This window comes from Haloferax namakaokahaiae, from assembly GCF_042663225.1.
GTDB classification, from domain to species: Archaea; Halobacteriota; Halobacteria; order Halobacteriales; family Haloferacaceae; genus Haloferax; species Haloferax namakaokahaiae.
Genome location: NZ_JBHTAA010000015.1, coordinates 111031 through 123979 on the forward strand (window position 1 = coordinate 111031; position 12949 = coordinate 123979).

Consider the following 12949-nt stretch of genomic DNA (forward strand, 5'->3'; position numbering starts at 1 on the left):
TGATACTGTACACACAACGTATGTACAATGAGTACGAAGCGGGTCAACTTTCGGCTTCCCGAGGAACTGGTGGACCACGCCGATATCGCGGCGGCGGTCACCCACAAGAACCGCACCGAACTGCTCATCGAGGCGCTTCGGCGGTATCTCGAAGAGATAGAAGCCGAAGAGAGCTTTCGAGAGGCGGTGGTCGAACTGTATCTCGACGACGAAATCGACTTCGACAAGCTTTCCGAGGTTATCGGCCGGCAGGACGCGGAGGCGGTTCGCGCCTCGAAGCAGGTGCTCGACCGCGGCGAAGAACTCGCTGACAAACTCGCCGACCTCTAGATGCTCGTTATCGACACGAGTGCCTTCGTCTCGCTCGCAGTCGGTGATGTTCTCGACCCGGTGCTCAGCGAGTTTAGCGTCGTCACGACCGAAATCGTCCTCGACGAACTCGAACAGACCGCCGAGTACGACGACAGACACGGGCGGGGAGCCTCGGCAGTCCTCGATTCTGTGGGCCGATTCGATGTCGTCGAAGTCGATAGCGACTCGTTCGTGACGAGCCGTATCGACGCTGGTGAGGCGAGTTGTGTCGCCGCGGTTCGGGAGACAGACGCCGTCTTTCTCGTCACCGACGACTTCCGCGCACTCCCCGAACTTCGCCAGTTGGTCGATGCCGAAGTCGCGCTCTCGCCTATCGTTCTTCGGGCGCTGGTCAAACGCGACGTGCTCACCGAAGCGGAAGCCAAGACCGCCTTCGAGACGATGGCCGAAGGTCGAGATTGGCTTGGCGTGCCGCTCTACCGCTACGCACGCCAGCTGTTCGAGTGACGGATTCTCCAGCGGATTTCGTCTCTCCGTCCTCGCTTATACGTGGCTCCGACGTGTATCACCGCCTATGAAAACCGCCGTCCTCCTCGAACCCGAGACGTTCGAACTCCAAGACCGTCCCCGGCCTTCGGCGGGTCCGAACGACGTGCTCGTCGCGGTGAGAGACGTCGGTATCTGTGGCTCAGACGTTCACTACTACGAGCACGGGCGAATCGGCGACTACGTCGTCGAAAACCCGCTCGTCCTCGGCCACGAGAGCGCGGGCGAAGTCGTCGAAGTCGGCGAGAACGTCACCTCGCTCGGGGTCGGCGACCGCGTGGCGCTCGAACCTGGTGTTCCGTGTCGCCGCTGCTCGCACTGCAAGCACGGGAACTACCACCTCTGCGAGGAAGTCGAATTCATGGCGACACCGCCGCACGACGGCGCGTTCACGGAGTACGTCTCGTGGCCGGCGGACTTCGCCTACAAACTTCCCGACACTGTCTCGACCACCGAAGGAGCACTGTGCGAACCGCTCTCGGTCGGCATCCACGCCTGTCGCCGTGGCGACGTCGGAACTGGCGATACCGTCCTCGTGACCGGTGCTGGTCCGATTGGGTTGATGATTATGGAGGCCGCTCGCGCGGCCGGTGCCGGCGACATCATCGTCACCGATGTCGTGGACGAGAAGCTTTCGTTCGCGCGCGAGCGCGGCGCTGACCTCGCGGTCAACGTCGCAGACGGGGACCTCGAATCGGCCGTCGAGGACTTCACCGACGGCGTCGGTGCCGACGTGGTCGTCGAAGCATCTGGTGCGACACCGTCTATCGAATCGACTCTCGACGTGGTTCGCCGCGGCGGGACGGTCGTTCTCGTCGGACTCGCCAGCGAGGCGACGGTGCCGTTCGACGTGCTCGACATCATCGACAACGAACTCGACGTTCGTGGGTCGTTCCGATACAAGAACACCTATCCGGTGGCTATCGACCTTCTGGCCGACGGCGTCGTCGATGTCGCGGGTATCGTCGAGTTCGAATCGTCGCTCGAAGACATCGACGATGCGTTCCAACGGGCGAGAGAGCCGAACGTCATCAAGGGCATGGTGACGTTCTAACGCGCTGTATCCCGTTTGGTTACCCCTGTTTTCGAGCCGGAACGTGAATTTCGAGAACGGTAGTTAGAGTCCGCTCACGTCCCACGAGGTGCGGTTTAATGTCTGTCTCACGATTCTGTCGCTTCTAGTACTCTGTCTATAACCAAATTCCTCCGGAGGCATCACTCAACCAAGATTGATTGTATGATTCTACAGAGCGACTTCTGGGCTTCGCCTTCCTCTTCGATTCCCGCCGTTCGATGGACTGACTCGACCCAGGAGACCACACCCTCCACACAACCCGTGGGTAACTGATGAAGCCACAATCTCAGTTGCTCGTGTTCGTGATTGCGATACTGGTCGTCTTGCCCTCCGTGACGCCCGGTGTCTTCGCAGCGCCCGGTGACAACACTGTGTTCTCGGTCTATCAGGGCGAGCAGTGTTACACCGTCGAAGCAGTGGGTGACGGGACGACCTCCGTCGAATCGTTCTACGACTACCGCAACAACGAGACCGACCCCGACGGCATCTTCTCGTCCTACGGGACCGGCCCGTACCAAGCGAACCAGGTGAGCAACATGTTCTTCTACGACGGGTCGCAGGGCGTGAGTCTCGTGTTCTTGCACGATATCCTTGGTGACGGACCGCACGCCTCTACCGTAACGTTCACCATCGACGGGCTTCCGCAGGGTGACGGCTGGGTCGTCCAAGACGACTACTACGGCGGCGGCAACCAGGACGACGACTGGGTGTTGAGCGGCGACAGCGCCACCATCGATTGGAAATGGGCACCTAACCGCACCGATGGCGGGGCGTACCGCGGGTTCGAAAACCTCGGCTCGGGCGATTCGGTGTCTATCACGCCGGGATTCAACGAACAAGCCGCTCACTGGAACGACTGGGTCTGGACCGGCGGCGACAATCGAATCACCGAGTTCCGACTCGTCGATTCGGACGGGAGCACCCAAACGCTCGAACTGGACCGCGAACTAACGATTTCCGCGGGACCGTGTCCCGAGCCAACGCCAACGCCGACACCGACACCGACTCCGACTGAGACGCCGACGACCACGTCCACCCCGACAGCCACGCCGACGACCACGTCTACACCGACGACCACATCGACACCGACAACCACGGCTACGCCGATGGACACACCAACGACGACCTCGACACCAACGGATACGCCGACAACCACATCTACACCAACGGACACGCCGACGACTACGTCAACGCCGACCGATACACCGACGACCACATCGACGCCGACCGATACGCCGACGACCACGTCTACACCAACTGACACACCGACAACCACATCGACGCCGACCGATACACCGACGACCACGTCCACGCCGACGACGACTACATCGACACCGACAACCACGTCCACGCCGACGGACACACCAACGACGACCTCGACACCAACGGATACGCCGACAACGACGTCCACTCCGACAGACACACCAACCACATCGACGCCGACGGACACGCCGACAACCACATCGACGCCGACGGACACGCCGACAACGACGTCTACGCCCACGACAACGTCCACACCGACAGATACGCCGACAGACACACCAACGACGACCTCGACACCAACGACCACGTCAACACCGACGAATACGCCAACGCCGACCTCGACGCCCGAGCCGACGACGAAAGCGCCGACTTCGACGCCGAAGCCCACGCGTAGCGGTGGTGGTGGTGGCAGCTCCGGCGGCGGCGGGTCCGGTGGTAGTTCGGGCGGCGGTTCCAGCGGTGGCTCCTCGTCGTCCGGACCGGCGACGAAAGTCAAGAGCACGTCGCTGTCGGACGGCGGCGTCCAGTACGACATCTCGGACGCGAAGGCCGGGAAACCGGTCGAGTTCCAACTCCCGGCCTCGATTTCCGGCGACTCGGGAGTCGAGTTCAGCAAGGGCACGATTACGCTCTCGCGCTCTGCGTCGTCCGCATCGGTGAGCGTACAGCGCTTCGCGGAGAAACCAGACGGTCCCGACGTGCTCTCTGGGGTCGATGACGTACCGCTCTACTTGGAAATCGAGGGCGACGAGACGGTGAACGACTCGCTCACCGAACTCACCGTCGAGTTCGCCGTGTCGAAAGCGAACCTCGACGCGCGCGAGACACTCCCGAAGAACGTCGCGCTCTACCGCTACCACGACGGCGCGTGGGAGCGACTCGAAACGAGCGTCGTCTCGGAGAACGAGACCCACTACGTGTTCGAATCGACCTCGCCGGGCATGTCGTACTTCGCAGTCGGCATCCAGCAACCCAACGCGTCCGTCTCGAACGTCACGACCGAATCGAACATCGTGGTCGGCGACCCGACGACGGTGACCGCCGACGTGACAAACACCGGGAGCGGCGACGGCGTCGTCACGGTGAACATGAGCATCGACAACGAGAACGTGGCGAGCCGGTCAGTCGAAATCGCGGCGGGCGAGACGAAGACCGTCTCGTTCGACTACCGCTTCGAGTCGGCGGGTGAGCGAACCATCTCCATCGGTGGCGACAGCGTCGATGTGACCGTCCGCGACCCCGAGGCGTCGGTCCGACTCATCGACTTGAAGGCGGACGCGACGCTCATCGGCCCCGGTGAGAGCGTGACGCTCATTGCGACGATCACGAACACCGGTGGTTCGGAGGGTGAGTTGACGCTCACGTACGAGGCGTTCGGCGACACCATCGAGACGCGGACCGTCTCCGTGGGTCCCGGTCAGTCGCAGGTGGTCACGTTCGAACAGACCATCGAATCGCCCGGCGTGTACACGCTGCGCGTGAACGACGAAGCGATCGACATCACCGTCCAGGAGGGCAGTTCGAAGTACAACACGCCCGAACCGAACACGACCACCGACGGTCCGATTACGGAACCGTCCGGGTTCGACCCGATAGGAGTAGTGATACTCGGCATTGCGGCCGTTGTCGTCGTCTTCGGGGTCCGAACCTTCGTGTGGCGACGCTAAACGCTTCGGGACGGTTTTCGTTCGGTCACTTCCCGACGCCGTCGTTCGACCGTCGAACCCGTCGTCGCCAACGGTAGCCGTACAGTCCAAAGCCGAGCATCACGACGAATGGGACGACCACGGCGTCGGTGGCAAACGCACTCGCTCCGTGTAGTAGCCAGACGAAGAGCAGTGACCCGACGACGACTAGTGGAGTGGTAAGGATACGGACGTGGGCTGAATCAGCCGATAGGCGTGATCTGGAGAACGCTCGAACGGTTACCTCGGTACCCAACTGTTCGAGTCGCTCGACGAACTCGTCGGTATTCGATACGTCGATTGCCGTCGCCAGTGGCTTCGCGGCCGCCCATCCATCGTACTGAAACTGCACGAGGGCGATGTCGGCAAACGTGACGACCGTAAGGTGGTCGATATCGTCCACGTCGATGGGTGAGTACTGGCCACTGTCGTATGGTTTCGACTTCGTGAGTGTCCGGGATTCAGTGTCCACAGCCAGTGTTGGAGCCACGAACTCGTGGCTCAGCCACAGGAGCCAAAGCGAGATGCCGATTGGGAGTGCCGCAGCAAACGAGACGAACAAACTGTGAGCGAGCGACGCGAGGAGTGCGGCGAGCGGGAGACCGACGACGACCACCGTCCAAAACCGGGTCCCTCCGACGAGCGACGACAGTGCGAACCGAAGCGGGATGTCCCGTGTTCTATCCAGCCGGACACCGAAGAGGGTGGTCTCATTCTCGCCGTGACTCATGTAGATAACACGTTTAGTGGACGCAGTCGGCGGGAAAATAATCGCTCTATCGGTATCGTCGTGCACCGCTCACTCCCCACACCGAGAAGGCTACGTGACAGCGGTGTGTACTCTTCTGTCGATGTCCACAGACCCCTTCGTCGTCGTCGGTGGCGATGCCGCCGGACTCTCCGCGGCCAGTAAGTTCGCGCGAACCACGGCAGACCGCGAGACCATCGTCTTCGAGAGAGGGCGCTGGGTGTCGTACGCCCACTGCGGGACGCCCTACTTCGTGAAAGGCGAAGTCGAGAATCTCACAGACCTCCTCTCGCTGTCTCCCGAAGACGCCGCCGAGCGCGGTATCGACCTCCGGCGAGAACACGAAGTCGTTGCCGTCGATACGGACGCACAGGTGGTGACCGTCGATGGTCCAGACGGCACGTTCGACCAGCCCTACGGTGATTTGCTCGTCGGAACTGGCGCTCGCGCGCGCACCGAACCGGTCGATGGTTTTCACCTCGACGGCGTGTTCAAACTCCACGGCCTCGACGACGCCGGGGCGATTCGCGCCTTCCTCATGGACCCCGAAACCGCGACTGTCGAAGGCCTCGGTGGCGGCGAATACCTCGACGAGGAGCGCGCCGCTCGCTATCTGTCGATGGACCCGCCGGAGTCCGTCGCTATCATCGGCGGGGGGTTCGTCGGCGTCGAGATGGCCGAGGCGTTCTCGTCGTTCGACATCGACGTGCACCTCTTCCAGCGCTCCGGCCGCGTGCTCAAGGCCTTCGGCGAAGCAGTCGGCGAGACGGTCGAATCACACCTCGGAGAACAGGGTGTATCGCTCCATCTCGGCGAACCAGTCGAACGACTTCGCGGCAGTGACGGAACGCTCGAAGGGGTGGTCTGTTCGGAACGCGAACTCGACGTGGACGCAGTGCTCGTCGGTATCGGCCTGAAACCGAACGTCGAACTCGTCTCCGAGCAGGTCGAGTTGGGTGACTCCGGCGCGATTGCGACCGACGAGTACGGGCAGACGAACGTTGACAACGTCTACGCCGCGGGCGACTGCGCGGAGATGGTCAACACGGTCACGAGGCGACCGACGTGGGTTCCCTTGGGACTCCCGGCGAACCGTGCCGGACGGGCAATCGGACAGACGGTGGCCGGCCGTCCCGAACCGGTCGGAGAAGTCGCGGAGACTGCCATGGTGAAAGCCTTCGACTTGGAATGCGGCCGGTCGGGTCTCATCGACCTCGACGAAGCGCGCGAGGCCGGATTCGACCCCGTTTCGAAGACCATCACTGCCGGGTCGCGGTCGGGATACTATCCCGGTGCGGCGGAGACGACGGTCACGCTCGTCGCGGATTCGGACAGCGGGAGACTCCTTGGCGGGAGTATCGTCGGCGAAGACCGAGCAGCGGTTCGAATCGACATCATCGCAACCGCACTGGCAGCGAAGTTGACCGTCGAAGAGTTCGAACGCTTGGACCTCGGATACGCGCCGCCCTTTAGCCCCGTGTGGGACCCGGTGTTGACCGCGGCGAAAGTGCTCCGTGGGTCGATAGAGTGAGGTTGCTCATCCGGTGAATGGACGACTCGTCCTGTCCGCGTGGTTGTGGCCGACGGTCGTTGGCACACCCCTCGTCTTTCTCACCATCCGGAAGTACAAACGGCAAACTGCACGCACTCGTCAGTCGGCCGCTGATTAATTCCCTCTCAGGTTTCTTCTCCTCGGTTGTCTGTCGCCTCGTACAAGCCTCGCTCACTGCTCTCCGCCGATTAATAATAATACAATTTTGAATAATAGCTCTTATTACTAACGAGGGTATTTTTGTTAATATGACGGACTCCAACCGACGGCGATTCCTCACCCTCACTGCGGGTGTCGTTACGGGAGGACTCGCTGGCTGTTTAGGCGGCACTGCAGGCTCACAATCAGATGCCGAGACGACTGGCTCTGCGTCGTTCTTCGTCTTCGGCGATATTCTCGGTCACGTCGCGGGCGACGTTGCGACCACCGAAACCCTCGTTCCGGTTGGGCAACACGGCCACGGGTGGGAACCCGGACCGGATATTCAGGGGCGAATCTACGAGTCCGCGCTCTTCGTCCACGGTATGCCCGGGTTTCAGCCGTGGGCCGACGACGTTCTCACGTCGCTCGAAGCCGACGGTGCAGATGTCGTCACCGTCTCTGCGGCGGCGGACGTCGAACTCCACGAAATCGGAGCCGATGGCAACCACGCCCACGAGAGTCACGAGGAGGAAGAGCACCACGAATCGGGTGAACATCACGACGAAGAGGCTCACGAATCGGGCGAGCATCACGACGACGGGACTCACGGCGAAGACGGCGACCACGACCACGGGTCGATAGACCCGCACTTCTGGATGGACCCACATCGAGTCGCCACCGCGACCGAGACGGTTCGAGATGCGCTTCAACGAGTTGACGAGGCGAACGCCGAGGCCTACGCCGCCAACGCGGAGTCGTTCCGAAACGCGCTGACAGACCTCGACGAGACGTACGAATCGACGCTCGAATCTCGTGAGAGAGACGTCGTCCTCGTCGCGGGACACAACGCGTACGGCTATCTCGCCGACCGGTACGGGTTCGAAGTCGTCGCACTCACCGGTCTCTCGCCCGACGAAGAACCCTCGCCGCAGGATATCGAGCGAGCACAGGAGACCATCGACGAACACGGTATCCGGCACGTACTGGCCGACCCACTCGAATCGGACCGCGCCGCCACGCAACTCGTGAACGAGACTGCCGCCGAGGAGGTGCTCCCGCTGACGGCGATTCCGGGCCGAACCGACGAATGGGACGAACGAGGATGGGGGTATCTCGAAATCATGGCAGAACTGAACCTGCCGTCTCTCCAGACTGCACTCGGTGCGAAATGACCGCCGCCACGCTTCGGGAGGTCACTTTCTCCTACGGCGACACGCCGGTCATCGAGGGCGTGTCTCTCGACGTGGAAGAAGGCGAGTTTCTCGGACTCGTCGGACCGAACGGGTCGGGAAAGAGTACGCTCCTCCGACTGCTTCTCGGGTTACAACGCCCGGATAGCGGGGAGGTACGACTGTTCGGCGAGCACGCCCACGCCTTCGCCGACGGCGAGCGAATCGCCTACCTCGCACAGGACGTGACAGACACGGCCCGCGATATGCCGATTACCGTTCGGGAAGTGGTTCGAATGGGTCGATATCCGCGGAACCTATTCGGGAGATTCACCCGCGCAGACCGGCGTGCTGTCGGTACCGCACTCGACCGTGTCGGGGTCGCCCACCTCTCGGACCGTCGAATCGGATCACTCTCCGGTGGCCAACGCCAGCGGGTGTTCGTCGCGCGGGCCCTCGCCGCGGAGGCTGACCTCCTCGCGCTCGACGAACCGACCGTGGCGCTCGATTCGGAGTCACGAGACTCGTTTTACGACCTGCTCGCCGACCTCAACGAGCGCGGACTCACTATCATCCTGGTCGAACACGATATCGGCCTCGTCACCGCCCGTGCCTCGCGTATCGCGTGTCTCAACAAGCGACTGTTCTTCCACGGCGAGACCGACGAGTTCGCCGAGAGCGACGCACTCGACGACGCGTACGGTGCGAACTACCGACTTCTCGACCACACGCATCACGCGCATCACGACCCGACCGCAGACGGTGACGACTCGCTGGAGGGCGACTCGTGACCGGAGAACCGCTCTTGATGCTGGCGGGCGATATCGGGATGCCGCTGTTCTTCGTTGACCCGCTCACAGGACTCTTCGATTGGTTCTTACGTGTCGTCGTCGGAGAGGGATTCTCGTTGCTCGCCGAGGCGACCGGTCTCGAATTCCTCGACTACCCGTACATGCAACGGGCGTACCTCTCGGTTCTCTGTATCGCTCTCGTCGGCCCCCTCGTCGGGTCGTTTCTCGTCTATCGTGACCTCTCGATGGTCGGCGATACGCTCGCTCACACCGCCTTCGCCGGGGTAGCAGTCGCACTGTTCCTCGACGCCACCTTCGACGTTGTCGTCTCACCCCTGCTCGGAGCACTGGTCGTCGCCGTCGTCGCGGCATTGCTCGTCCAGGTACTCATAGAGTTCACCGATACCCGCAGCGACGCCGTGCTTGCGATGGTTCTCACCGGCGGGTTCGCGCTCGGAAGCGTCCTCATCTCGATAACTGGCGGGGGTATCTCGGTCGGCATCAATCAGTATCTCTTCGGGTCGCTCGCAACTGTCTCGCGCGGCGACGTTGGCCTGCTCGTCGGCATGACGCTCGTCGTTCTCGCCGCCGTCGTGGTCATCTATCGCCCCCTCCTGTACGTCACGTTCGACGAAGTCGCGGCGCTCGCGTCTGGAATCCGCGTCCGGGCCGTGAACACGTTACTCTCGGTGCTGACGGCGTTCGTCGTCGTGAGTGCCATGCGAATCATGGGTGTGATTCTCGTCGCGGCGCTCCTCGTCGTCCCAGTTATCACCGCCGCCGGATTGAGTAGGAGTTACAAGCAGTCGCTCGCCGTCGCTGTCCTCGCCGCTGAAGTCGCTGGTGTGGTCGGCGTCTCGCTCGCGTACGTGTACGGGCTCGCCGCCGGGGGTTCGATCGTCCTCGTCACGATAGGGGGCTTTCTGTCGGTCACTGTTGCGACGTCGTTGGGGGTGTACCGTTCGTGACGGTTTTCACCACTTTGTCAAATTATACTGAAACTGCGTCGAACCACCTAGTTTAAGTATGCTACCCGTTTGTGAGATACGCTTTTTATATATGGTGGCTTGAATTTCATATTTTCCGTTACGTGTTTCATACCAACAGTTGGTCTCGTATCTGGCCAACTATCTTCGACATTTCTCCACTTTTACTCGGAATCACTTGGGGTTCTGGTTATTATTTTTGATACAGGTGGAAGAAACTTTATCACCGTTTCTCCGTTTTATCCCCTGTATCACAATGAGTCGAGAATTCAACAATTCGAACACGTCCGACGAAGAACCAGTCACCGATGGTGGCCTCAGTCCGCAAGTGGTCACCGCTGCCGATGCCGACGACGTACTCGACGACGTCGATGATACCAGCGATGCCACCGAAGAGATCACCGAGGCAGTCGCAGAACTCGCCGACGCATCCGAGAGTGTCGCAATAAGTTCTCAGGAGATTAGCGACCTCGCGGACGTGCAATCGACGAACATGCACGAGGTCTCGGGGGAAGTGTCCAATCTCAGCGCGAGCGTCGAAGAGATTGCGTCCAGTGCGACGCAGGCGAAACAGATGAGCAACAAAGCGCGAACCATCGCCACCGAGGGCCGGAGTTCTGCAGACAATGCCGCAGATGCGATGGAGACGGTCGATACCGTCACGACGGACGTGTATGACGAAATCGTCGAACTCCGCGAGAAGGTAGACCAAATCGACGACCTCGTCGAGGTTATCACGCAAATCGCCGACCAGACGAACCTGCTTTCGCTCAACGCTTCTATCGAGGCAGCACGCGCTGGCGACGCTGGCGCTGGGTTCGCCGTCGTCGCCGACGAGGTGAAATCGCTCGCCGAGCAGTCCCAAGAGAGCGTCACCGAAATCGAGGAGATGGTCAACGACATTCAGGATACGACCGAGGAGACGGTGGAGAACATCGCCGAGGCGAACGACGAAGTTCACGAGGGACTCACCGAAGTCGATGCGGCAGTCGCGGCGCTCCGCGATATCGACGATGCGGTCAAAGAGGCCGCAAACGGGGCCGAAGAAGTCGCCCGAGCGACCGACCAACAGGCCGCGAGTACCGAAGAGGTCGCAAGTATCGTTGACGAAACCGCGCACGGTGCCGAGGAAGTCGCCTCCGAAATCAGCAACATCGCCGCCGCGGCAGAAGAACAGACGGCGAAAATCTCGGAAGTGAACCTGCTCGTTGACCACGTCGAAGACGACGTCGAGGACCTCGAAGACGAACTCGACGCGTAGTCCATCCATCCCCGACCCGTACGTTAATCGGGCGGCAGTCCGTCGGGTCATCTAATGGCGACCCGGCGAGACTCCGTGGACGTTCTCGACTCGTTCCGGCAGTTTATCGGACTCGAACGCGACGTGCTCGTCCTCTCGATTGCGATGCTCGCGTTCAGCCTCTCGTTTCAGATGACCGGGCGATACGTCCCCGAGTATCTGCGCGTCCTCGGCGCGAGTGCGACTGTCGTCGGTCTCTACGGCAGTCTCGGAAATCTCATCGGCGCGCTGTATCCGTACCCCGGCAGAGCACTCTCCGACCGCCTCGGCTCTCGGCTCTCGTTGACGCTCTTCGGGACGGTTTCGACCGCGGGCTTCTTGTTTTGGTTTCTCGCTCCGCTGATTCCGCAGGTGGCAGTCGCCGGCGTCTCACTCGAACCGTGGATTTGGATCTTCCTCGGTCTGTTTCTCACGCAGGCGTGGCAGTCGTTTGGACTGGGTGCGACGTTCGCCATCGTCAAGCAGAGCGTCGAACCGAGTCAGTTGGCGATGGGCTTTGCGAGCACCGAAATATTCCGTCGAATCGGCTTCTTGCTCGGTCCGCTCATCGCCGCGGCGCTCCTCACCCTCACGGCGACGTTCGTCACCGGGTTCCAGTACATCCTCGTCGTCGCCGCGGCGTTCGGTCTCGCCGCAACCGTGGCACAGCATTTCCTCTACGACGCCAGTGAAGACTCACTCGGTAAGTCGTTCGAGGGAATCTCACAGATACGAGACGACCTCCAGTCGCTCCCATCGACGTTGCGACCACTCCTCCTCGCCGACACGCTCATTCGATTCGCCAACGGCATGGTGTACGTCTTCTTCGTCATCGTCGTCACGGAGTTCCTCCGCGTCGGTTTCACGGGGTTCGGGGTGTCACTCCGCCCCGACGCGTTCTTCGGCGTCTTGCTCTCCGTCGAGATGGTCGTCGCCATCGTCACCAAACTCCCGGTCTCGAAACTCGCAGAACGAACCGGTCTCAAACCGGTCGTCGGTCTCGGCTTTCTGGTCTACGCAGTCTTCCCCGTGCTTCTCATCAGCGCGCCCGACAACCAGTGGGCGCTCGTCGCGCTGTTCGCGTTCTCGGGACTCCGATTCGCCGGGCTACCGGCCCACAAGGCGCTCATCGTCGGTCCCGCGGAACGGGACGCGGGCGGGCGTGTGACGGGAACCTACTACCTCGTTCGCAACACGGTCGTCATCCCGAGTGCTGCACTCGGTGGCTGGCTCTACGCACAGAACCCGTCGCTCGCGTTCGCCGTCGCATCCGCGATTGGGCTCGTCGGTGTCGCCTACTTCGCGCTTCGAGGCGAGGAGTTCGAAGCGTACGCCGGCGGTGTCTGAACGAGCGGGTGATGTCAGCCATAAAAGATTAATCGCCCGGGACGCGAACGATAGT

At 61.6% G+C, this 12949-nt stretch carries 11 protein-coding genes; 10 read left to right on the forward strand and 1 reads right to left on the reverse strand.

The genetic code is table 11. The features are described from left to right. Positions 1–27 precede the first annotated feature (27 nt). The 4 genes from ACFQJC_RS18090 to ACFQJC_RS18105 all read left to right on the forward strand — a co-directional run bounded on the left by ACFQJC_RS18090 (position 28) and on the right by ACFQJC_RS18105 (position 4863). Positions 28–330, forward strand: coding sequence for a ribbon-helix-helix protein, CopG family (locus tag ACFQJC_RS18090; RefSeq protein WP_390226112.1), 303 nt, complete (start codon positions 28–30; stop codon positions 328–330). Beyond that, positions 331–819, forward strand: a complete 489-nt coding sequence (locus ACFQJC_RS18095; protein WP_390226114.1) for a PIN domain-containing protein — start codon at positions 331–333, stop codon at positions 817–819. It begins immediately after the preceding gene. 67 nt (positions 820–886) lie between these two features. Further along, positions 887–1912, forward strand: a complete 1026-nt coding sequence (locus tag ACFQJC_RS18100; protein ID WP_390226116.1) for an NAD(P)-dependent alcohol dehydrogenase — start codon at positions 887–889, stop codon at positions 1910–1912. Between the two features lie 293 nt (positions 1913–2205). Beyond that, positions 2206–4863, forward strand: a complete 2658-nt coding sequence (locus ACFQJC_RS18105) for a PGF-pre-PGF domain-containing protein (protein WP_390226118.1) — start codon at positions 2206–2208, stop codon at positions 4861–4863. 25 nt (positions 4864–4888) lie between these two features. On the opposite strand, the gene ACFQJC_RS18110 is transcribed toward ACFQJC_RS18105, so the two are convergent. After that, a complete protein-coding gene (locus tag ACFQJC_RS18110) occupies positions 4889–5611 on the reverse strand; it encodes a hypothetical protein (protein ID WP_390226120.1) in 723 nt (240 codons plus the stop codon). Between the two features lie 121 nt (positions 5612–5732). Here ACFQJC_RS18110 and ACFQJC_RS18115 point away from each other — a divergent pair, with 121 nt between their 5' ends. From ACFQJC_RS18115 to ACFQJC_RS18140, 6 genes are all read left to right on the forward strand, one after another. Beyond that, on the forward strand, positions 5733–7160 hold the full coding sequence (locus ACFQJC_RS18115) for an FAD-dependent oxidoreductase (RefSeq protein ID WP_390226122.1): 1428 nt from the start codon (positions 5733–5735) through the stop codon (positions 7158–7160). A gap of 269 nt (positions 7161–7429) precedes the next feature. Next, positions 7430–8494, forward strand: coding sequence for a metal ABC transporter substrate-binding protein (locus ACFQJC_RS18120; RefSeq protein ID WP_390226123.1), 1065 nt, complete (start codon positions 7430–7432; stop codon positions 8492–8494). Then, positions 8491–9282, forward strand: a complete 792-nt coding sequence (locus ACFQJC_RS18125; RefSeq protein ID WP_390226125.1) for a metal ABC transporter ATP-binding protein — start codon at positions 8491–8493, stop codon at positions 9280–9282. The genes ACFQJC_RS18120 and ACFQJC_RS18125 overlap by 4 nt, the downstream gene beginning before the upstream one ends. A 17-nt stretch (positions 9283–9299) precedes the next feature. After that, a complete protein-coding gene (locus ACFQJC_RS18130; protein WP_390226161.1) occupies positions 9300–10250 on the forward strand; it encodes a metal ABC transporter permease in 951 nt (316 codons plus the stop codon). A gap of 274 nt (positions 10251–10524) precedes the next feature. Continuing rightward, complete coding sequence (locus tag ACFQJC_RS18135; protein ID WP_390226127.1) at positions 10525–11529, forward strand: methyl-accepting chemotaxis protein; 1005 nt, start codon at positions 10525–10527, stop codon at positions 11527–11529. A gap of 54 nt (positions 11530–11583) precedes the next feature. Continuing rightward, positions 11584–12894: an MFS transporter gene (locus tag ACFQJC_RS18140; RefSeq protein ID WP_390226129.1), complete on the forward strand. Its 1311-nt coding sequence runs from the start codon at positions 11584–11586 to the stop codon at positions 12892–12894. The last annotated feature ends 55 nt before the right edge of the window (positions 12895–12949 follow it).